Origin of the sequence: Vreelandella vilamensis (assembly GCF_031451755.1) — a bacterium.
GTDB lineage: Bacteria > Pseudomonadota > Gammaproteobacteria > Pseudomonadales > Halomonadaceae > Vreelandella > Vreelandella vilamensis.
Genome location: NZ_JARWAN010000002.1, coordinates 167,051 through 186,432, shown reverse-complemented (window position 1 = coordinate 186,432; position 19,382 = coordinate 167,051). Strand labels below are relative to the sequence as shown.

22 protein-coding genes are annotated in these 19,382 nt (G+C 57.4%); 11 read left to right on the top strand and 11 right to left on the bottom strand.

What is annotated here, in order from left to right; genetic code table 11:
* Nucleotides 1-79 precede the first annotated feature (79 nt).
* The 4 genes from ftsY to rpoH all read left to right on the top strand — a co-directional run bounded on the left by ftsY (nucleotide 80) and on the right by rpoH (nucleotide 4,069).
* A complete protein-coding gene (gene ftsY / locus QC823_RS02050; RefSeq protein WP_309654698.1) occupies nucleotides 80-1,381 on the top strand; it encodes a signal recognition particle-docking protein FtsY in 1,302 nt (433 codons plus the stop codon).
* Complete coding sequence (gene ftsE / locus QC823_RS02045; protein WP_309654697.1) at nucleotides 1,378-2,046, top strand: cell division ATP-binding protein FtsE; 669 nt, start codon at nucleotides 1,378-1,380, stop codon at nucleotides 2,044-2,046. Before ftsY ends, ftsE begins: the two co-directional genes overlap by 4 nt.
* Nucleotides 2,043-3,023 carry a permease-like cell division protein FtsX gene (gene ftsX / locus QC823_RS02040; protein ID WP_309654696.1) on the top strand — a complete coding sequence of 327 codons (981 nt, stop codon included), beginning with the start codon at nucleotides 2,043-2,045 and terminating at the stop codon, nucleotides 3,021-3,023. Before ftsE ends, ftsX begins: the two co-directional genes overlap by 4 nt.
* Nucleotides 3,024-3,199: 176 nt before the next feature.
* Nucleotides 3,200-4,069 (top strand): RNA polymerase sigma factor RpoH, encoded by an 870-nt coding sequence (rpoH, locus tag QC823_RS02035; protein ID WP_309654695.1) that lies wholly within the window; start codon nucleotides 3,200-3,202, stop codon nucleotides 4,067-4,069.
* A gap of 50 nt (nucleotides 4,070-4,119) precedes the next feature.
* Here rpoH and slmA read toward each other — a convergent pair whose 3' ends face one another.
* The 5 genes from slmA to coaBC form a co-directional block, all read right to left on the bottom strand.
* Nucleotides 4,120-4,728 (bottom strand): nucleoid occlusion factor SlmA, encoded by a 609-nt coding sequence (gene slmA, locus QC823_RS02030; protein WP_309654694.1) that lies wholly within the window; start codon nucleotides 4,726-4,728, stop codon nucleotides 4,120-4,122.
* An 18-nt stretch (nucleotides 4,729-4,746) separates the two neighbouring features.
* Nucleotides 4,747-5,646, bottom strand: coding sequence for an acetylglutamate kinase (gene argB, locus QC823_RS02025; RefSeq protein WP_309654693.1), 900 nt, complete (start codon nucleotides 5,644-5,646; stop codon nucleotides 4,747-4,749).
* A gap of 47 nt (nucleotides 5,647-5,693) precedes the next feature.
* Nucleotides 5,694-7,073, bottom strand: a complete 1,380-nt coding sequence (locus tag QC823_RS02020) for a phosphomannomutase/phosphoglucomutase (protein ID WP_309654692.1) — start codon at nucleotides 7,071-7,073, stop codon at nucleotides 5,694-5,696.
* A gap of 90 nt (nucleotides 7,074-7,163) precedes the next feature.
* On the bottom strand, nucleotides 7,164-7,628 hold the full coding sequence (dut, locus tag QC823_RS02015; RefSeq protein ID WP_309654691.1) for a dUTP diphosphatase: 465 nt from the start codon (nucleotides 7,626-7,628) through the stop codon (nucleotides 7,164-7,166).
* Nucleotides 7,629-7,667: 39 nt separating this feature from the next.
* On the bottom strand, nucleotides 7,668-8,894 hold the full coding sequence (gene coaBC, locus QC823_RS02010) for a bifunctional phosphopantothenoylcysteine decarboxylase/phosphopantothenate--cysteine ligase CoaBC (RefSeq protein ID WP_309654690.1): 1,227 nt from the start codon (nucleotides 8,892-8,894) through the stop codon (nucleotides 7,668-7,670).
* Between the two features lie 144 nt (nucleotides 8,895-9,038).
* Between coaBC and radC the strand changes: the two genes are divergently transcribed.
* From radC to ald, 6 genes are all read left to right on the top strand, one after another.
* Complete coding sequence (gene radC, locus QC823_RS02005; RefSeq protein WP_309654689.1) at nucleotides 9,039-9,713, top strand: RadC family protein; 675 nt, start codon at nucleotides 9,039-9,041, stop codon at nucleotides 9,711-9,713.
* A gap of 297 nt (nucleotides 9,714-10,010) precedes the next feature.
* The gene (gene rpmB, locus QC823_RS02000; protein WP_250080379.1) at nucleotides 10,011-10,247 is read left to right on the top strand and encodes a 50S ribosomal protein L28; all 237 of its coding nucleotides are present in this window, start codon (nucleotides 10,011-10,013) and stop codon (nucleotides 10,245-10,247) included.
* 34 nt (nucleotides 10,248-10,281) lie between these two features.
* Complete coding sequence (gene rpmG, locus QC823_RS01995; protein WP_009098622.1) at nucleotides 10,282-10,437, top strand: 50S ribosomal protein L33; 156 nt, start codon at nucleotides 10,282-10,284, stop codon at nucleotides 10,435-10,437.
* A gap of 133 nt (nucleotides 10,438-10,570) precedes the next feature.
* Nucleotides 10,571-11,404 carry a bifunctional DNA-formamidopyrimidine glycosylase/DNA-(apurinic or apyrimidinic site) lyase gene (gene mutM / locus QC823_RS01990; protein WP_309654688.1) on the top strand — a complete coding sequence of 278 codons (834 nt, stop codon included), beginning with the start codon at nucleotides 10,571-10,573 and terminating at the stop codon, nucleotides 11,402-11,404.
* A gap of 39 nt (nucleotides 11,405-11,443) precedes the next feature.
* Nucleotides 11,444-12,634 (top strand): class I SAM-dependent rRNA methyltransferase, encoded by a 1,191-nt coding sequence (locus QC823_RS01985; RefSeq protein WP_309654687.1) that lies wholly within the window; start codon nucleotides 11,444-11,446, stop codon nucleotides 12,632-12,634.
* Nucleotides 12,635-12,816: 182 nt separating this feature from the next.
* Nucleotides 12,817-13,932, top strand: a complete 1,116-nt coding sequence (ald, locus tag QC823_RS01980; RefSeq protein WP_309654686.1) for an alanine dehydrogenase — start codon at nucleotides 12,817-12,819, stop codon at nucleotides 13,930-13,932.
* 20 nt (nucleotides 13,933-13,952) lie between these two features.
* Here the strand turns inward: ald and QC823_RS01975 are convergent, their stop codons facing one another.
* The gene (locus tag QC823_RS01975) at nucleotides 13,953-14,201 is read right to left on the bottom strand and encodes a SlyX family protein (protein WP_309654685.1); all 249 of its coding nucleotides are present in this window, start codon (nucleotides 14,199-14,201) and stop codon (nucleotides 13,953-13,955) included.
* 135 nt (nucleotides 14,202-14,336) lie between these two features.
* On the opposite strand from QC823_RS01975, the gene QC823_RS01970 reads away from it, so the two are divergent.
* Nucleotides 14,337-14,888: a cold-shock protein gene (locus QC823_RS01970; protein WP_309654684.1), complete on the top strand. Its 552-nt coding sequence runs from the start codon at nucleotides 14,337-14,339 to the stop codon at nucleotides 14,886-14,888.
* A gap of 82 nt (nucleotides 14,889-14,970) precedes the next feature.
* Here the strand turns inward: QC823_RS01970 and QC823_RS01965 are convergent, their stop codons facing one another.
* The 5 genes from QC823_RS01965 to dapC form a co-directional block, all read right to left on the bottom strand.
* Nucleotides 14,971-15,357 (bottom strand): hypothetical protein, encoded by a 387-nt coding sequence (locus QC823_RS01965; RefSeq protein WP_309654683.1) that lies wholly within the window; start codon nucleotides 15,355-15,357, stop codon nucleotides 14,971-14,973.
* Nucleotides 15,357-16,541, bottom strand: a complete 1,185-nt coding sequence (dapE, locus tag QC823_RS01960; RefSeq protein ID WP_309654682.1) for a succinyl-diaminopimelate desuccinylase — start codon at nucleotides 16,539-16,541, stop codon at nucleotides 15,357-15,359. The genes QC823_RS01965 and dapE overlap by 1 nt, the downstream gene beginning before the upstream one ends.
* The gene (dapD, locus tag QC823_RS01955) at nucleotides 16,528-17,553 is read right to left on the bottom strand and encodes a 2,3,4,5-tetrahydropyridine-2,6-dicarboxylate N-succinyltransferase (RefSeq protein WP_309654681.1); all 1,026 of its coding nucleotides are present in this window, start codon (nucleotides 17,551-17,553) and stop codon (nucleotides 16,528-16,530) included. The genes dapE and dapD overlap by 14 nt, the downstream gene beginning before the upstream one ends.
* 101 nt (nucleotides 17,554-17,654) lie before the next feature.
* Nucleotides 17,655-17,993, bottom strand: a complete 339-nt coding sequence (locus tag QC823_RS01950) for a Spx/MgsR family RNA polymerase-binding regulatory protein (RefSeq protein ID WP_309654680.1) — start codon at nucleotides 17,991-17,993, stop codon at nucleotides 17,655-17,657.
* A gap of 139 nt (nucleotides 17,994-18,132) precedes the next feature.
* A complete protein-coding gene (gene dapC / locus QC823_RS01945; RefSeq protein WP_309654679.1) occupies nucleotides 18,133-19,329 on the bottom strand; it encodes a succinyldiaminopimelate transaminase in 1,197 nt (398 codons plus the stop codon).
* Nucleotides 19,330-19,382: the final 53 nt, after the last annotated feature.

The following is a 19,382-nucleotide window of genomic DNA, read 5'->3' as shown; positions in this document are numbered from 1 at the left end:
TAGCGGCCTGCGTATCCAAAGTCTTGAGGCGCAGTGGTAGGATGGCGCTAATGTTTCCCCGATTGGTTGGATGACACCCATGTTTGGTTTGTTTAAGCGTAAATCGAAGCAAGAGAAAACCCCGCAAGATACAACGCAGCAAGATACAACACAGCAGGAAGCTCAGCCCGATGAGGAGGCCGGCGGCGCGGCCACGGGAGAAAACGAGCGACAGGCCGACCAGGCGTCGTCTCAAGCCCAGGAGCAAACGCCTGATATCGAGACCCTCGAACCGTCAGTTGAGCCTGATTCTGAGCCCGAGCCTGAGCCCGAGCCCGAGCCCGAGCCCGAACCGGCTTCCAAGCCGGAACCGGAACCTACACCTGAACCTGCTCCAGCGCCCAAGCCCGCGCTGCAGGAAAAGCCGAAAGCGGCCGATAAGGGTGGCGAGAAAAAAGGCTGGTTCTCCCGCATCAAAGCCGGCCTGGGGAAAACCCGCGCCAATTTAACCGATGGCATTGCGGATCTGTTTTTGGGTAAAAAGCAGATTGACGATGAGCTGTTGGAAGATTTGGAAACGCAGCTGCTGATGGCCGATGTGGGGATTGAAGCAACCACCGATATTATTGAACGGTTGGAAGCACGCGTGTCGCGTAAAGAGCTCAAAGACCCTGAAGCGCTCTACCATGGTCTGCAAGAAGAGCTTGCGGCGATGCTCGAACCGGTCGCTAAGCCTCTTACGCTTGAAAAAGAGGGGGATGGCCCCTTCGTGATTCTAGTGGTCGGCGTCAACGGCGTGGGGAAGACCACGACCATCGGCAAGCTTACCCAGCGCTTTCAGCGTGAAGGTAAAAGCGTCATGCTCGCCGCGGGTGATACGTTCCGTGCAGCGGCCGTCGAGCAGCTTAAAGTGTGGGGCGAACGTAACAGTGTGCCGGTCATTGCCCAGCACACCGGCGCCGATAGCGCCTCGGTCATTTACGATGCCGTGGCCGCCGCAAAATCCCGCGGCGTTGACGTGTTGATCGCCGATACCGCCGGGCGTTTGCATAACAAAGGCCACCTGATGGAGGAGTTGAAAAAGGTCCACCGGGTGATGCAGAAGCTGGATGCCACCGCTCCCCACGAAGTGATGCTGGTCCTTGATGCAGGCACCGGGCAGAACGCAATTTCCCAAGCGAGCACCTTTAACGAGGCGGTGCCGGTCAGCGGTATTACCCTGACCAAGCTCGACGGTACCGCCAAAGGCGGCATTATTTTTGCGCTGGCCAAGCAGCTGGAAACGCCAATCCGCTTTATCGGCGTGGGTGAGAGCTTGGATGATTTACGCCCGTTCGAGGCAGATGATTTTGTCGGCGCGCTGTTTGATCGCCAGGGCCAAGGCGACGATACACGCGCATGATCGCTTTCGAGCATGTGGGAAAACGCTATGGTGGACGCTTTGAGGCGCTTGCCCACCTGAATTTTCGCGTGGGACGCGGGGAAATGGTGTTTCTTACCGGCCATTCCGGTGCCGGAAAAAGCTCGCTATTACGCTTGGTGATGCGCCTAGAGCGCCCAACACGCGGGCGGATTGTGGTGGCAGGGCATGACATCGCCACGCTGCATTCGAGCCAAGTGCCGTTTTATCGCCGCCAGATTGGCGTGGTGTTTCAGGACCACCAACTGCTGTTTGATCGTTCAATATTTCACAATATCGCCCTGCCGCTGGAAATTCAGGGCATGGAGCCGCGTGAATCCGCACGCCGCGTACGTGCGGCACTCGATAAAGTGGGGCTTTTGCACCGCGAAAAGGCACTCCCTATTGAGCTGTCTGGGGGTGAGCAGCAGCGGGTCGGCATTGCGCGCGCGGTAGTGAATAAACCTGCGCTGCTGCTCGCCGATGAACCCACTGGTAACCTCGACCCGCAACTTTCCGCCGATATCATGGCACTATTTGAAGACTTTAACCGCATTGGCACGACGGTGATGATCGCAAGCCACGATCTGGCGCTAATTGCCCGCCTGCGTCATCGTATTTTGCGCCTGCGTGATGGGCGCCTGGTGGGCGATGAGGGGGCACGATGAGCGCATCACGAACGTCACAGCAGCCACCCCGCGGCGCACGCTCGCAACAGGCGCGCTTGGGTAGCCGCTTGCGAGCGTGGGGTCGTCATCATCGTGCGATGGCATTGGATAGCCTGCATCGCTTGGTTCGCTACCCACTGGGTAATGTGTTGACGATGCTGGCCATCGCGATTGCACTGGTACTACCGGCTGCGCTCTGGTTGACGCTGGATAGCGCTCGCCTGTTAGACGCAGAACTCACCGAAAGCGCGACTTTGACCGTGTATTTGGCTAATGACGTTAATGCGGCGCAAGCGCAGCGTATCCATGAGGCCGTGACGGCGCAGCCAGCGGTGGAGCAGACCCGTTTTATCAGCGCCGAAGAAGGCATGGCGGAGTTTCAGCACTCGCTTGGCCTGGAGGATACCCTCGCCGGGCTTGATGCTAATCCGTTGCCCGCGAGTATTGTGATTCAGCCCGACGACGTAGACTCGACAGCCATGCAGGCGCTAGCCGAGCGGTTAGGCGAGATGGCAGGCGTCGATGAAGTGCGCCTGGATCTTGCTTGGATCGAACGGCTGCGCCACTTGGCTGATCTCGGGCGGCGTTTGGCGCTGGCGCTGGGCGTGCTCTTTGGGCTTGGGGTGCTGTTGGTGGTGGGCAACACGGTGCGCCTCTCAGTGGAAAGTCGGCGACGGGAAATTGAGGTGGTGATGCTCATCGGGGCGACGCATGCTTTTGTGCGCCGACCTTTCTTATACAGTGGTGCCTGGTATGGCCTCGGCGGCGGTTTTTTAGCCCTGGCGTTATTGAGCCTTGGTGGGCAGTGGTTGGCGTTGCCCGTGGCGGCCCTGGCCGAAAGTTATGGAGCGGCGTTTTCGCTACCGTCACTTGACGTGACAGGCTCTACAATTTTGCTATCTTGCAGTACACTACTCGGCTGGCTGGGCGCGTGGCTTGCGGTCACGCGGCATTTGGCCAGCATCAAGCCGGGGTAAGTAAAAACGCTAATGTCGTTGTTATAAATGCGTTTTTACTGATTTGCCCGGTCAATGCATTGCAATGTGGTGTGTTTGGGAAAGGCGATAATGGCCGAATTGGCGAACTTTTCCTGGCAGACAGTGTCTAAGAATTTAGTCAACCACAATGGGGTTATAAGGGAGACCACCTGCACATGAGCAACAGTCTTCTACCGGTGGGACAGCTTTCACCAGGTCATGACCTGGGCGGCTATATTCATGCGGTTAATAGCATTCCGGTGCTGAGCGCCCAAGAAGAGCGTGATCTAGCATTTCGACTGTACGATGAGAGTGATTTAGAAGCGGCCCGTCGGCTCGTGCTTTCACACCTGCGTTTTGTGGTGCATATTGCCCGCAGTTATTCAGGCTATGGCCTGCAGCAGGCTGACTTGATTCAAGAGGGTAACGTGGGCCTGATGAAGGCCGTGAAGCGTTTTGACCCGAATCAAGGGGTTAGGTTGGTGTCGTTTGCGGTGCATTGGATCAAAGCCGAAATCCATGAGTTTGTGTTGCGTAACTGGCGGATTGTGAAAATTGCCACGACCAAAGCTCAGCGCAAACTGTTTTTTAACTTGCGTGGCGCGAAAAAACGTCTGGCATGGCTGAATAACGACGAAGTCGATGCCATTGCCAAAGATCTCAATGTGAAACCTGAGGTCGTGCGTGACATGGAAGGGCGGCTAACATCGTTCGATGCAGGCTTTGACGCCTCGCCAAGCGACGATGAAGAGAGCGTCTATCAAGCGCCGGTGCACTATCTTGACGATGCGGCCTCTGATCCGGCAACGCAGCTTGAGGATAGCGATTTTGAACAGGATTCCACGCGCCGTTTGCAAACGGCCCTAGAGAGCTTGGACGAGCGTTCGCGGGATATCCTACAGCGGCGCTGGCTTGGCGAGTATAAATCGACGTTGCACGATCTGGCGGATGTTTATGGCGTCAGCGCAGAGCGTATTCGTCAGTTGGAAAAAAACGCGATGAAAAAACTGCGTCAAAAGATGGGTGACGACGCTTTCGCGGCCTAATAGTCTCTTCGCAGTGAAAAAAACCGGCTCATCGAGCCGGTTTTTGTGTATCAGGCAGGCTGGGGAATATCTCGCAGCAGCGGCTCGGCAAGAAACGCCCATTGATCCTCCCAGTGTTCGGTTGGCAGGCGCTTGAAGTCGCTGCGAACGTATTGCGAAATGCGTCCTTCGGCTTGCGCGATGAGTAAGTTGGCCGCAGCGGAAGCGGTAATGGTCGGGCGGCGCCCCTCGTTAATTTCGGCTTCGCGTAGCACCTGCTTTAATTGCATCTCTAAGCGCTCAAAGAGTTGGTGCACGCGCTGTCGAAGACGCGCGGTTTCGCCGGTGAGTACGTCGCCATGCATCACCCGAGCCAACCCTGGGTTTTTTTCCGCGAACCCTAATACCAGCGTAAGAAGGGTGCCGCAGCGGCCAGTGGCGTCGGGTACGTCTTCGAGAATCCGCGTGATACGGGCAAACAAACTCTCTTCGATAAAATCGATCAAACCCTCAAACATGCGCGCTTTGCTCGGGAAGTGACGGTACAGCGCCGCTTCCGATACGCCTACCTGGCGTGCAAGCGCGGCGGTCGTAATGCGCTTGCCACTATCTTCTTCCAGCATGAGTGCAAGCGCCTGCAAAATCTGCTCACGGCGATGCGGCTTTTGTGAATCGCTCATGGCCACCTCCCTTAGCTGTTAACCCGCATCGGTGATCAGTGTGCCTACCCCGGCATTGGTGAAGATCTCAAGCAGCACCGCGTGCGGAACGCGTCCGTCAATAATATGGGCGCTGTTGACGCCGCCTTTGACAGCATCCAGCGCGCAGCGAATCTTCGGCAGCATACCGCCGTGAATCGTGCCATCGGCAATTAAGCCGTCGACTTGGGCCGTGGTAAGCCCCGTGAGCACTTCACTTTGAGCGTTCATCAGGCCTGCCACGTTGGTTAGCAACATCAGTTTTTCAGCGCTGAGGGCTTCGGCTATTTTGCCCGCGACGAGATCGGCGTTAATGTTAAAGCTGCGGCCATTTTCATCTACGCCGATGGGGGCAATCACGGGGATAAAGTCGCGGGCGGCGAGCATTTCGATCAAATCGGTGGAAATGGACTCGACTTCGCCAACATGGCCAATGTCGATAATCTCCGGCGCGGTCATTTCGGGACTTTGGTGCTCTACCTTGAGCTGGCGGGCACGGATTTGACCGCCATCTTTGCCAGTCAAACCAATGGCTTTGCCGCCGCTTTGGTTAATCAAGTTGACGATGCTTTTGTTGACCAACCCCCCGAGCACCATTTCTACGACGTCCATGGTTTCGGCATCGGTGACGCGCATGCCGTTAACAAAACGCGACTCGATGTTGAGCTTGGTTAAAAGCTCGCCGATTTGTGGCCCGCCGCCGTGGACGACGACCGGGTTAATGCCCACCTCCTTCATGAGCACGATATTACGCGCGAAGGAGTCGATCAGGGTGGTTTCGGTCATGGCGTTGCCGCCGTACTTCACCACCACGGTTTTTCCGGAGAACTGCTGGATGTACGGGAGGGCTTCGGAAAGCACCTCCACAACGACCTGCGGGTCGCGACTGGGTGAACTCATTGGGTTTCCCTTGCTTAATAATGCGTTTTGAACGCTTATTTTAGAATTTACATCTGCGGCAGTGCTGGGTCGACCTGGGCGAGTGCTTCGGCAAAACGTGTTTGAATGCGCGCGAGCGCCTCGGCGTTTTTGCCCTCAAAGCGCAGCACCAGCACCGGCGTGGTGTTGGATGCACGACATAGCCCCCAGCCGTCTGGATAATCAACGCGAATGCCGTCTATCGTGGTTTTGATACCTTCGCCGAAGTCGCCTTCACGAGCAAGCTTCTCGACCAGTGCGAACTTGTTTTCGTCGGTGACGTTGATATTGATTTCCGGGGTGCCCACATCGAGCGGGAAGCGTTGGAAGTAGGCATCGGCATCGTCTTCCTGTTTGGCCAGAATCTCCACCAAGCGAGCGGCGGCATAAAGGCCGTCATCGAAGCCATACCAGCGTTCTTTGAAGAAAATATGCCCGCTCATCTCGCCGGCAAGTTGCGCGCCGGTTTCTATCATGCGCGCTTTGATCAGCGAGTGGCCGGTGCGCCACATTTCCGGTTCGCCGCCGGCTTGTTCAATGACGTGGGTGAGATTGCCGGTGCATTTGACGTCGAAAATCACCTTGGCGCCGGGGTTGCGTGAGAGCATATCGGTGGCAAACGCCATCAACAGATGATCCGGGTAAATCAGCTTGCCGCTGGGGGTAATCACCCCTAGCCGGTCGCCGTCGCCATCAAAGGCAAGGCCGATATCGGCGCCGCTCTCTTGTACAGTGGCGATCAGGTCTTGAAGGTTTTCCGGCTTGCCGGGGTCCGGGTGGTGGTTGGGAAAGGTGCCGTCGATTTCGGCAAAAAGCGGTATCGTTTCCACGCCTAAACGCTCGATCAGTTTGGGGCCGAGTTCACCTGCAACGCCGTTGCCGCAGTCGACCACGGCTTTGAGCGGGCGGCTAACGTTGATGTCGCCAAGGATGCGTTCAAGGTAGGTCTCGCGGACGTCTTCGTCGCGCACCGTGCCTTCGCCGCTTGCAAGATTGTCGTCTTGAATGCGCTGATACAGCGCGGTAATCGCATCACCGGACAGTGTTTCGCCGCCGAGCACGATTTTGAAGCCGTTGTAATCGGGTGGGTTGTGGCTGCCGGTGACCATCACGCCTGAGGCGGTGCCATCGAGCACGTGGGTGGCAAAATAAAGTACCGGCGTTGGCACCATGCCGATATTGATAACGTTTTGCCCGGCGGCGTTAAGCCCGCGAGTCAGCGCCGCCTGCAAGCGCTCGCCGGAGAGGCGACCATCTCGCGCCACCACCACGGTGGATTCCCCGCGTGCGGCGGCTTCACTGCCAATGGCGCGGCCAATCTGCTCGACACCGGTTTCCGTTAAGGTGTCGTCGACGATGCCGCGAATGTCGTAGGCGCGAAAAATTGAGGCCGGAAGTGTTGTCGTCATTATGTGAATCCCTATCGGTAGGTGATGAGTCGTTAAGTGGTGAATCGCTATGTGAGTCAACGTGCGTTGCTAACGTCGGTGGATACAAGCTTAGACCGCACCGGTGCTACCGAAACCGCCACTGCCGCGCACGCTATCGGTAAATTGTTCCACTACGTCGAGTTCGGCTTGCACCACCGGTACCAACACGTATTGTGCCAAGCGCTCAAGTGGCTCAATGGTAAAAGCGCGCTGACCGCGATTCCACGCTGAGATCATCAACTCGCCCTGATAGTCGGAATCGATGAGCCCGACGAGATTCCCCAGCACGATGCCGTGTTTATGCCCAAGCCCTGAGCGCGGCAGAATCATTCCCGCAAGCGTTGGATCCTGGATATGAATAGCAAGCCCCGTGCGGACCAGCTCGCATTCGCCGGGCGCTAGGGTTAGGGGCGCATCAAGGAGTGCGCGTAAATCCAACCCGGCTGACCCCTCGGTGGCGTAAGTGGGCAGGTAATGACGAATGCGCTCGTCGAGAATTTTGCACGGCAGCGTGGGGTGCGGGCGGGCGGTCATGATGAGGTTCCTTAAACAAAAATACGCAAACGATAGACGTTAAAAAGGTAAAAGTGATAGCGCGCGTTGAATGATGACGTTGGCCAGCGCTGTTTTGGATTGTGCGGGCTGGTGTTCACTATCAGTGCCGTCTGGCGTGCGCCACAAAAGCCACGCGGCATTGTCGTCGCTGCCAAAGCCCAATTCGGCGGAAGAGACATCATTGGCAACGATCATATCGAGCCCCTTGCGCGAAAGTTTCTCGCGGGCGTAGTGCTCAACATCTTGTGTCTCGGCGGCAAATCCCACCACCAGCGGGCGCTGATCGGCGGGTAGGGCAGCGATACCGGCGATGATATCGGGGTTTTTGACCAGTGTAAGCGTGAGCGTATCGCTATTCTCGCGTTTTTTGATTTTATGCGCGGCGGCGGATTCGGCGCGGTAATCGGCCACCGCCGCGCAGCCAATGAAAAGCGCAGCCGTTGTCGCCAGGCGTTGGGCTTGGGCGTTCATTTCGGCGGCGGATTCCACGTCGATGCGCGTCACGCCCCGTGGGGTAGGCAGATTTACCGGGCCGCTGATTAGCGTCACGTTGGCGCCACTTGCGGCGGCCGCAGCGGCCAGCGCGAAGCCCATTTTTCCCGAGCTGTGGTTGGAAAGATAGCGCACGGGGTCAAGCGGTTCGCGGGTAGGGCCGGCGGTAATCACTACCTGTAGCGCATCGTTTGCCATGGGCGGCGGAGTAAGGCGCTTCAATACGGCGTCAACGATGGCCTCGGGCTCGCTCATGCGCCCCGGCCCCACATCGCCGCAGGCTTGATCGCCCGCATCAGGGCCAATCTGCTGCCAGCCGTCTTGCTCAAGTACCGTGATATTGCGCTGGGTCGCCGGGTGGCGCCACATGGCTTGGTTCATCGCCGGGGCGATGAGCTTGGGCGTCTCACAGGCCAAACACAGCGTGGTGAGTAAATCATCCGCCATGCCGTGTGCAAGGCGCGCAATGAGATCCGCCGTTGCCGGTGCAATCAGCACCACGTCGGCCCAACGGGCGAGTTCGATATGCCCCATGCCTGCTTCGGCTTCAGGGTCGAGAAGCGAGGTGCGCACCGGCTCGCCGGAGAGCGCCTGCAGCGTCATCGGGGTGATGAACGCCTGGGCACCATCGGTCATCACGACGCGCACCTCGCACCCTGCCTGTTTGAGCAGGCGGATAATCAGCGCGCTTTTGTAAGCGGCAATGCCGGCACTTACGCCAAGTAGTACGCGCTTTCCTGTCAATAACGCCATGTCGGGTGATCCATGCTTAACGGTTGTCGGTTAAAGACAAAGACTGAGAGGGGTACCATACCACTGGCACGCGTGCCTTGGCAGGCCTAAGCTAGTTCAGCAATGGCTGATATCAATGGATCGATAAAACCGCAAGGAGAGCGAATGGGCATCAATCATTGGCCTGAGGGTGAAAGGCCGCGGGAAAAATTACTCACGATGGGCGCGCAGGCGCTATCCGATGCCGAGTTATTGGCGATTTTTTTACGCGTGGGGGTACAAGGGCGTTCAGCGGTGGATTTAGCCCGGGACTTGCTCGCGAGTTTCGGCGGTTTGCGACCCCTTTTAGAGGCGGATCAAGACGCGTTTTGTGCCGCGAGAGGCTTAGGCAGCGCCAAGTTTGCTCAACTTCAAGCCACGCTTGAGCTTTCACGTCGCCATCTCGCCAGCCAGTTAGCGCGCGGCAATGCGCTGACATCGCCGGCATTGGTGCGCCACTATCTGACCTCGCAGATGCGCCATCTCGGCCACGAAGAGTTTGCGGTGCTGTTTTTGGATACGCAGCACCGCATCATTCGTTACGAATCACTATTTCGCGGCACGTTAGATAGTGCCTCGGTGTACCCGCGTGAAGTTGCCAAACGGGCGCTGGAGCTTGGGGCGGGGGCGATGATCTTGGCGCATAATCACCCCTCAGGCGTTGCCGAGCCAAGCGATGCCGACCGGCGCATCACCGAGCGCTTACAAGAGGCGCTAGGGCTTTTTGATATCCGCGTACTGGATCATTTCGTGGTTGGCGACGGCGATGTGGTGTCATTTGCCGAACGCGGCTGGATATAGTAACCAAGGTATGTGATCATAATGGGCTGTCAGTAGCGTAACTATCGCGCGGCTGCTCCCGTATTTTTCAGGCCTTAGCCTCTGGATGCTGCGATAAAATGAAGCAAATAGGCGTATTTTTGCTCTTTTGAAGCGGTTTGACTTGCCGCTTGTCAGGTCCTCTGGTATAAAGTGCCCCCTTTAACTTGGGTTGAATATCGGGCTTGGGAAACGTCAGGCGGTTCATCGCGCCAACTGCCTCCCTGCTCCGGTTTGCCCGACAGTTTTGAACAACTCGCCAAGCGGTTGGAGGCTCTTATGTCCAAAGTATGTCAGGTTACCGGCAAACGTCCGGTATCCGGTAACAATGTATCTCACTCCCAGCGTAAGACGCGTCGTCGCTTCTTGCCGAACCTGCATACCCATCGCTTTTGGGTAGAGGCAGAAAGCCGCTTCGTTAAGCTGCGTGTTTCCACTAAGGGCATGCGCATCATCGACAAGAAAGGCATCGAAACGGTTCTGGCTGATATCCGCAAACGCGGCGAAGCTATCTAATAACGCAAGGCAGTAAAATTGGGAGAGTTAAATCATGCGCGATAAGATCAAGTTGGTGTCTAGCGCCGGTACCGGCCACTTCTACACCACTGATAAAAATAAGCGTAACACCCCGGATAAGTTCGAATTCAAAAAGTACGATCCGGTCGTTCGCAAGCACGTGATCTATAAGGAAGCTAAGATCAAGTAAGCGTTTTACGTTGATCAGCTTTCACCGCAGGCGAGCAAGCCTGTCGAAAAACCCGGCCACGGCCGGGTTTTTGCATGCTCAACAAGCACAGATGTCACGCTTATTCCAACGACGCCACGATTCCTGAATTGCCATGCCCGAATTGCCCGAAGTTGAAACCACGCGTCGCGGTATTGCGCCGTATGTGAAAGATCAGGAAGTGACCGAAGTGCTCGTGCGTCAGTCGCGCCTGCGGGTGCCGGTGCCCCAGGATTTGTCTGAGCGTTTGGTCGGCACGCGCATCGGCACGCTACGTCGGCGCGCCAAATATCTGCTCTTGCCCGTCGAGGGTGCCGACCAAACACAGACGCAGACGCTTTTGTGGCATCTGGGTATGTCGGGGAGTTTGCGCATTGCTCGCGTGGGCGATCTGCCCAAAAAGCACGACCATATTGATCTTGTGCTCGCAAGCTCGCATATTTTGCGCTATCACGACCCGCGCCGATTTGGCTTTGTTGATTGGCTGCGCCATGAGGAACGGTACGATCCACGGCTGGCGCATTTAGGCCCCGAGCCGCTTTCTGACGCGTTTACGGGCGCGCACCTTTACCGTCTTTCACGCGGCAAGCGTATGGCGGCAAAACCGTTTTTGATGGATAACCGGGTGGTCGTGGGCGTGGGTAATATCTACGCGACAGAGGCGCTTTTTATGGCGGGCATTGACCCGCGTCGCGCCGCCGGGCGTATTTCGCTTGCGCGCTACGAGCGCTTGGCCGCTGCCGCGCGCGATGTGCTTTCGGCGGCCATTACCCAGGGCGGCACCACGCTGCGCGATTTTGTTAGTGGCCAAGGTGAGCCGGGCTACTTTGCCCAACGTCTTAATGTCTATGGTCGCCATGGCCAGCCTTGCCGGCGCTGTGGCAGCGAGTTAAAGCGTATTATGCTCGGGCAGCGTGCTAGCGTTTATTGCCCCCGGTGCCAGCGTTAGAAAACGCTTACCCGACACTACCGTTTTTTGGAGACAACCGTGACCCAACGCCTGCGACTGAATAAAAACGCCGACCGCCGTTTAAAAGCCGGTCATCTGTGGATCTACTCCAACGAAGTGGATACCAAAGAAACCCCATTGAAAAACTTCGCCGGCGGTGAAACGGCCATTATCGAAGCATCGAACGGTAAGGCGCTGGGTGTGGCCTACGTGAATCCGCACTCGCTGATCTGTGCGCGGGTAATGTCTCGCGACCCGTCCATGCGCTTAGATCGGTCGTTGTTTGTGCATCGCTTTAATCAGGCGCTAGCGCTGCGTGAGCGGCTGTTCGATAAGCCGTTTTACCGTTTTATCCACGGCGAGGGCGATCTATTGCCGGGGCTTGTGATTGACCGCTTTGGCGATGTTGTCGTGGTGCAGCTCAATACGGCGGGTATGCAGGCGCTCAGTGAAGAGATTGTCGACGCGCTGGAAAAAGTGCTCAAACCGGATGCCATTGTCTTTCGTAACGACACGGGCGGACGTCGGCAAGAAGGCTTGGACGCGAACGTGGAAGTGGTCAAAGGTACGTTGCCTGATGAAGTGGTGATTGAAGAGAACGGCGTGCGTTTTGTCGTGCCGGTACTCGAAGGACAAAAAACCGGTTGGTTCTTCGACCACCGCACAAACCGTGAATGGTTGAACCGCCAGGTGGCGGGTAAGCGCGTACTCGACGTGTTCAGTTATGTGGGTGGTTGGGGCGTTCAGGCAGCCGCCAGCGGCGCGTCAAGCGTGCTGTGTGTCGACAGCTCCGGCCCGGCGCTTGCACAAGTGGCGCGCAATGCCGAGCTAAACGGCCTTCATGAGCAGGTCGCTATTGGCGAGGGGGATGCCTTTGAAGCCATGGCAGCGTTGAAAGCCGATGGTGAAGAATTCGACGTGGTGATCCTTGACCCGCCGGCGTTTATCAAAAAGCGCAAAGACATTCCCAATGGCGAGCGCGCCTATGCACGCCTTAATCGTGAAGCGATGCGCCTTTTGGGTCGTGATGGGCTGTTGCTTTCCGCGTCGTGCTCAATGCATTTGGCGCCGGAGCGGTTGATGGAAGTGGTGCGCAGCTCAGTTCGCCATCAGGACCGCCATGGTCAAGTGATTTTTCAAGGCCATCAGGCAGGCGATCATCCGGTGCATCCGGCAATTGCCGAAACGTCATACCTCAAAGCGTTGGGCGTGCGCGTCTTCCGCGACTAATGTACTGCAAGCATGGAGGTGATTTTTTCGTGCTTGCAGCGTAAACATACGTTTTTTCTCCTAAAAAACGCCTTCACCGGCGTTTTTTTTGTTTTATTGTTAGGGGGATGGGAAGTGCGTTCAGCTGTGCTGTAATGGCGTCGAAAACGTACGTCACACCCGTTGATATAAGGAGCTCGCCCATGCGCGTCGCTGTCCCCAAAGAGATTAAAAACCACGAATATCGCGTTGCATTAACGCCCACCGGCACGCGGGAGCTGACCGCCCGGGGTCATGAAGTGAGTGTGCAGGCCAGCGCTGGGGAAGGCGCTGGCTTTAGCGATGCGGACTATGAAGCCGCTGGCGCGCGTATTGACGCTGATGTAGATGCGTTGTGGCAAAACGCCGAGCTCATACTGAAAGTCAAAGAACCGCAGCCAGACGAAGTGGCGCGGCTAACGCCGCAGCATACGCTGTTTACTTATCTGCACTTGGCGGCGGAAGAATCGCTTACGCGCGGATTGATCAAGAGCGGTGCGACGTGTATCGCGTACGAAACGCTCACCGATGCCCGTGGCGGTTTACCACTGTTGGCGCCGATGAGTACCGTCGCCGGACGCATGGCCGTTCAAGCCGGCGCGCATAGCTTGGAGAAAGCCCAAGGCGGCGCCGGTGTGCTGCTGCCTGGGGTGCCGGGTGTGCCGCCGGCCACCGTGACTGTGATTGGTGGTGGCGTCGTGGGGGAAAACGCCGCCCGTATGGCGTTAGGGCTAGGCGCTGACGTGACCATCTTGGATAAATCGCTGGAGCGGTTGGAGGTGCTGGATGACCGTTATCAAGGCCGCATCAAAACGGTTTACTCCACGGCCGATGCACTCGATAGCGCCGCGCGCGAATCCGACATGGTGATTGGCGCGGTGCTGATTCCGGGGGCCGCCGCGCCGAAGCTGATCACGCGCGAGATGCTAGGCAATATGAAGCCGGGTAGCGTGTTAGTGGATGTGGCGATCGACCAGGGCGGCTGCTTTGAAACCAGTAAGCCCACGACCCACGCGGAGCCCACCTATCTCGTCGAGGGTATCGTGCATTACTGTGTCGCCAACATGCCAGGTGCTGTGGCGCGAACTTCCACTCAAGGGCTTACCAACGCCACCTTACCGTTTGTGTTGGCGCTGGCGGACAAAGGTTGGAAACAGGCACTGAGCGATGACCCACACTTTTTGCCGGGACTTAACGTTCACGCCGGGCAAGTGACGTATCAAGCGGTTGCTGACGCCTTTGGTTTGGATAGCGTCGACCCGGCGAGCGTGGTTCGGTAAAAGCTAGAGGTTAGCGTGATTTAATAGTGCGGCGGCACGTCGTCTTCGGGGCGGAGTGTCGTCGTGCTGTCGTGGTTGGAGGGGTTTTGATGCTGATCGCGCAGACGCTCACGCATTAAAGCGCTTATGTGTTCAAGCTTTTCTAAGCGGCGCTCTTGCTGGGCGACCGCGTTATCCAACGTGTCTAGCCAGTGCTCTTGATAAACGAGGCGAGTTTCTAACGTTTCAAGACGTTGGTAGAGCTCGGCGGGCGATAATGCTTGGGTCATGGTAACATCGCAACCTTGTAAGTGTGTGAATAGTAATCACATGTAAAGTAGGGCCGCTGCGTATTGGCAGTGGATGGTAGGACGACGTATTGTCCTGTTTCTGTTACCCATACAACAAGAGAGCTTTTTATATCCATGAACCCGAAAGTTGTAGTTCGTTGCATCTTAATCAGTCTTTTACTTGCCGCCCCCGCACCGTTGCTACTCGCGGGGATCGTTCACCTATTCAATGCACCATTGGCAGGGCTTTTGATGACGGAGCTTGCCATCAGCGGTATCGCCGGTACGTATTTTGCCGTGGCGTTTGGTAGCTTTATCGTTTTGTGTATCGGTACCTTGGCAACGGCGGGGCTTGCGCCTTCGGTGGTGGTAACGCCTGACGTCGCACGCACGAAACCCGCGCCGCGTCAGCCGGCGGCCTCAGCGCCAGAGGAAGACGATTGGGATGAAGAAGAAGATATTATCGATCCCAACGATGGCCGCGAAGAAGGAGAAGTAAAGTGGTTTAATACCAATAAAGGCTATGGCTTTATTACCCGTGATAACGGCGAAGATGTGTTTGTACACTTTCGCGCGATTCGTGGCCGTGGGCCGCGGATGCTAACGGAAGGGCAGATCGTACGTTACTACGTGATCAAAAATGAGCGTGGTTTACAGGCGGATGACGTGAGTATTATCGTCGAGTAGACGCGCGAATAGCACCCTCCGCTAGTGCATCCCACTCAACCCCGCTTAGGGGTTGAGTGCGTTTGGGAGCTAAAAATGAAGGTCAACGCCCCGAGTCGGGCCAGTTAATGGCACGCTCTTCGCCGCCAGGTAATACCTGCCAGAAGCGGTCAGGGTCGTCGCCCGGGCTCCACCCGCCCAGTGAGCAGCGAACCTCGGTTTGCAGCGCTTCGGCGGCATGCTGGGCGGCTTCTTGGTCGGTATGCCACGGTGTATGTTGGCTATCTATCCATAGGCTGGCAAAGCCGTCGGCGACTTTTTCGACCAGTAATACGGGTACACGCTGACCATTAAAGTGTCCTTGGGTGCGCCATTTGCCTTTGCCGGCAGGGTCCAGTGGCGGCGCATCAAGTGCCTGTGCCAGCCAGGTGTTGAGCGCGTCATGGGGCGCGCGCGCCAGATAGATTTCAATATCCGGGTAATGCTCCATCAGCCGTTCTCCCTGGCGTTACCAGTGTCGTCGACAAACAGCGCCTTGAGCGTTGCCTCGTAGATGCGGCTTAAATCATCCAGGTCGGCTGCGCGTACGCGCTCGTTGACCTTGTGAATCGTATCGTTAAGCGGTCCTAACTCCACCACTTGCGCGCCGAGGGTGGCGATAAAGCGCCCGTCGGAGGTACCCCCGGAGGTAGAGAGCGTCGGGCGTTTGCCGGTTACCGTTTCAACGCCTTGAATCGCGGCATCCACCAGTGCGCCCTCGGCGGTCAAAAAAGGCTCGCCGTTGAGCGTCCAGTCCAGTTCGTACTCAAGCCCATGCGCGTCCAGAATGGCGTGGGTACGCGCCTTCAACTCGTCGTGGGTGACCTCGGTGGAGAAGCGTAAGTTGAACACCACTTCCACCTCGCCGGGAATGACATTGGTGGCCCCGGTGCCCGCGCGGAAATTGGAGATTTGAAAGCTGGTCGCGGGGAAGAAATCGTTGCCGTGATCCCAGTGCTCGTGAGCCAGCGCATCCAAGGCGGGCATGGCCTGATGAATCGGGTTGCGTGCCAAGTGTGGGTAGGCCACATGTCCCTGCACGCCTTTGACATGCAACACGCCGCCTAGCGAGCCACGTCGGCCGTTTTTGATGACATCCCCGAGGCGCGTTGTCGACGAGGGCTCGCCGACAATGCAGTAATCCAACCGGTCGTGGGCTTCGCGTAGATGCTCGACGACCGCACGGGTGCCATCGATGGCAGGTCCTTCTTCGTCGGAAGTGATCAAAAATGCGATGCGGCCGTCGTGGTTGGGGTGGGCGGCGACGAAGCGCTCTACCGCCGTTACCATGGCCGCAAGGCTGCCTTTCATATCCGAGGCGCCGCGCCCGCATAGCATGCCGTGCTCGTCGATGCACGGCGTAAATGGCGGGTATTCCCAGCGCGTGGGCGGGCCGCTGGGAACGACATCGGTGTGCCCGGCAAAGGCGAGCACCGGGCCGTGATGGCCGCGCACCGCCCAGAAATTGTCCACGTCGCCAAACGGGAGACGCTCGACGTGAAAGTCGAGCGCTTTTAAACGCTCGATCATCACCTCTTGGCAGCCTTCATCGTCCGGTGTCACCGATGCGCGGCTGAGCAGGTCAAAGGCAAGCTGCAGCGTCGGCGATAGCGCCTTGGCTTCAGTTATGGGCATGCAGTGCCTCGTTTAGTGCAACGGCGCTTTTATTGGTCAGGCACTCAATGCGACCGTTTTGCGAGTTACGGCGTAACAGCAAATCGTCCTGGCCGGCAAGATCACGTGCGGCGACGGTGTCAACTTCCTGATTTTTCTCGTCAAGCAACGTGACCTTAGCGCCGGCAGTAATATAGAGGCCCGCTTCGACCGTACAGCGATCACCCAGCGGAATGCCGATCCCGGCATTGGCACCAATCAGGCAGCCGTCGCCGACTTTGATGACAATATTGCCGCCGCCGGAAAGCGTGCCCATGGTAGAGCAGCCGCCGCCTAAATCTGAGCCTTTGCCGACCATCACCCCGGCGGAAATACGCCCTTCAATCATGCCCGGGCCTTCGGTGCCGGCGTTGAAGTTGACGAAACCTTCGTGCATGACGGTCGTGCCTTCGCCAAGGTAAGCGCCTAAGCGCACGCGGGAGGTATCACCGATGCGAATGCCACCCGGCACCACGTAATCGGTCATCTTGGGGAACTTGTCCACACAATCGACCGATAGCGCGCGACCGGCCAGGCGCGCTTTCAAACGGCGGGTAGGGAGCTCTTCAATATCGATAGCGCCTTCATTGGTCCAGGCGATGTTGCGTAACAGGCCGAACATGCCGGTGAGATCCAACCCGTGTGGCTTAACCAAGCGGTGCGAGAGCAAGTGCAGCTTGAGATAGACTTCCGGCGCGGTTTGCGGCGGCTGGTCGATTTCCATAAACATCGCCACTAACGGGCGCGTGCTTGCTGCAAATGACTCGGCAAGCTCGGCCTGTGCCGGGTGGCCAGCCGCTTCGAGCGCTTTTGCCAGGCGTGTGCAGTCTTCGGGTAGGAAGCTGATGGCAGCGTTGCCTTGTGGCGCGTCAAGCACCTCTTTAGCGGCGTTTACCAGACCCTCATCGGGGTTCAAGAGTGGGGCCGGGTAGTAGATCTCCAGCCAGTCGCCTTGGGTGTTTTGCGTGCCGATTCCAAGCGCAAAGCTCAGCATAGTTAAATTCCTTTGAGTCAATGTTCAGTCAAGCTGTTTAACGTTTGTCGTAATCTAGCGTTGTGATATCTAGAGTCTGTGTGATCTAGCGTTTGTGTGATTTAGAGCTTGTCGTAATCGCCGTCTTGGTAGCCGACAAGGATGGTGTCGTCGTCAAGTTCTAGCAGAGGGCGCTTTAAAAGCGTTGGGTGTTTTAATAGCAATTGGCGGCCAGAATTGGCGTCAAAATCCTTCTCTTCGTCGGAAAGCTCGCGCCAGGTTTTGCTGCGTTTATTGATCGCCTCAACCAGCGGAACGCGATGCAGAATGTGCTCTAAAAGGGCCGCTGAAAGCCCGTCTTTACGGAGGTCGTAGGTCTTGAAAAGAAGCCCTTTTTCTTCCAGTGCCTTACGCGCTTTGCGGCAGGTATCGCAGTTATCGATCATGTAAAGCGTGAGCATATGACCTCCTTTTGTCTATTAAAACGGGTCTCGATTAAGACAGACCTTGATTGAGACACAGACCTTGGTGAAGACGGATCGTGGTGAAAACGGGGTTGGATTCTGGCTAGCGGTTAGAGGCCCGTTTCGTCATTCGCAATTAGCCGCTCTCAATTAGCCGGCGAATCCGCTGGGCAGCTTCACGCGTGGGGCCAAGCTCCGCCACCAACGCTAAGCGCAGTCGCCCGGCGCCGGGGTTAGCGCCGTTTGTGCCTGGGCGCCCCATAAGACTACCGGGCAAAACGCTAACGTGCGCCTGCTCAAACAAGCGCTGGGTGAAGGCGATATCGTCACCATTAGGTACCGCTGGCCAGAGGTAAAAACTCGCTTCGGGCGTGGGGAAATCCAGCACCGGGGCAAGTTCCTGCGTCACGGCGGCAAACTTATCCCGGTAGGCGTCGCGGTTGACGCGCACGTGGCTCTCGTCTTGCCAGGCGGCAATAGAGGCGTGTTGCAATGGCAGCGACATCGCGCAGCCATGGTACGTGCGGTAGCGTTTAAATGGCTCAATTAACGCCGCGTCGCCGGCGACAAAGCCCGAGCGCAGCCCCGGCAGGTTGGAGCGCTTGGAGAGCGAATGAAACACCAAGCAGCGGCGGTAGTCGTGGCGGTTGAGTTCAGCGCAGGCTTGTAAAAGTCCAGGCGGCGGGTTGGTCTCATCCAAGTAGAGTTCGGAATAGCACTCGTCGGAGGCGATGAGAAAATCAAATTCATCGGCCAGGGCAATCAGCTCTTTGAATTCTGCAAGCGGGGTCACCGCCCCGGTGGGGTTGCCCGGCGAGCAGATAAACACCATCTGAACCTCGCGCCAGGTCTCGGCTGGCACCGCGGAAAAATCGGGACGAAAGCCGTTTTCCGCGGTGCAGTCAAGATACAGCGGTTCGCCACCAGCGAGTAGTGTTGCGCCCTCGTAGATTTGGTAGAAGGGATTAGGCATCGCGACCTTCGCCGCCCGGGTACGGTCGAGTGCAGCCTGCACGAAGGCAAAGATAGCTTCTCGCGTCCCATTGACTGGGAGTGCCTGGGTCTCTGGGTCAAGCCCCTTCAGGGAGAAGCGCTCTGTCGCCCAATCAGCGATGGTTTGACGCAGTAAAGGTAGCCCCGCAGTGGCGGGGTAGCGGGCGAATTCGGCTTGATGGGCATGAAGCGTATCAAGCGCGGCGGCAAACGGCGCGTGCTGCGGCTCGCCGATGGTCAATGGGATATGGGCGAGATTCGACGGCGCTGTGAGCGTTGCCTTTAGCGCGGCCAGCTTTTCAAACGGGTAAGGGTGCAAGGCATCAAGATCGGGGTTCATGAGAATCCAGAGTGCGTGTCCAGGGTGCCTGAGCGGCATCGTTGTCGGCGTTT

Coding starts and splice junctions, on each gene's coding strand:
- ftsY (WP_309654698.1), top strand. CDS start 80: ATGTTTGGTTTGTTTAAGCGTAAATCGAAGCAAGAGAAAACCCCGCAA.
- ftsE (WP_309654697.1), top strand. CDS start 1,378: ATGATCGCTTTCGAGCATGTGGGAAAACGCTATGGTGGACGCTTTGAG.
- ftsX (WP_309654696.1), top strand. CDS start 2,043: ATGAGCGCATCACGAACGTCACAGCAGCCACCCCGCGGCGCACGCTCG.
- rpoH (WP_309654695.1), top strand. CDS start 3,200: ATGAGCAACAGTCTTCTACCGGTGGGACAGCTTTCACCAGGTCATGAC.
- slmA (WP_309654694.1), bottom strand. CDS start 4,728: ATGAGCGATTCACAAAAGCCGCATCGCCGTGAGCAGATTTTGCAGGCG.
- argB (WP_309654693.1), bottom strand. CDS start 5,646: ATGAGTTCACCCAGTCGCGACCCGCAGGTCGTTGTGGAGGTGCTTTCC.
- QC823_RS02020 (WP_309654692.1), bottom strand. CDS start 7,073: ATGACGACAACACTTCCGGCCTCAATTTTTCGCGCCTACGACATTCGC.
- dut (WP_309654691.1), bottom strand. CDS start 7,628: ATGACCGCCCGCCCGCACCCCACGCTGCCGTGCAAAATTCTCGACGAG.
- coaBC (WP_309654690.1), bottom strand. CDS start 8,894: ATGGCGTTATTGACAGGAAAGCGCGTACTACTTGGCGTAAGTGCCGGC.
- radC (WP_309654689.1), top strand. CDS start 9,039: ATGGGCATCAATCATTGGCCTGAGGGTGAAAGGCCGCGGGAAAAATTA.
- rpmB (WP_250080379.1), top strand. CDS start 10,011: ATGTCCAAAGTATGTCAGGTTACCGGCAAACGTCCGGTATCCGGTAAC.
- rpmG (WP_009098622.1), top strand. CDS start 10,282: ATGCGCGATAAGATCAAGTTGGTGTCTAGCGCCGGTACCGGCCACTTC.
- mutM (WP_309654688.1), top strand. CDS start 10,571: ATGCCCGAATTGCCCGAAGTTGAAACCACGCGTCGCGGTATTGCGCCG.
- ald (WP_309654686.1), top strand. CDS start 12,817: ATGCGCGTCGCTGTCCCCAAAGAGATTAAAAACCACGAATATCGCGTT.
- QC823_RS01975 (WP_309654685.1), bottom strand. CDS start 14,201: ATGACCCAAGCATTATCGCCCGCCGAGCTCTACCAACGTCTTGAAACG.
- QC823_RS01970 (WP_309654684.1), top strand. CDS start 14,337: ATGAACCCGAAAGTTGTAGTTCGTTGCATCTTAATCAGTCTTTTACTT.
- QC823_RS01965 (WP_309654683.1), bottom strand. CDS start 15,357: ATGGAGCATTACCCGGATATTGAAATCTATCTGGCGCGCGCGCCCCAT.
- dapE (WP_309654682.1), bottom strand. CDS start 16,541: ATGCCCATAACTGAAGCCAAGGCGCTATCGCCGACGCTGCAGCTTGCC.
- dapD (WP_309654681.1), bottom strand. CDS start 17,553: ATGCTGAGCTTTGCGCTTGGAATCGGCACGCAAAACACCCAAGGCGAC.
- QC823_RS01950 (WP_309654680.1), bottom strand. CDS start 17,993: ATGCTCACGCTTTACATGATCGATAACTGCGATACCTGCCGCAAAGCG.
- dapC (WP_309654679.1), bottom strand. CDS start 19,329: ATGAACCCCGATCTTGATGCCTTGCACCCTTACCCGTTTGAAAAGCTG.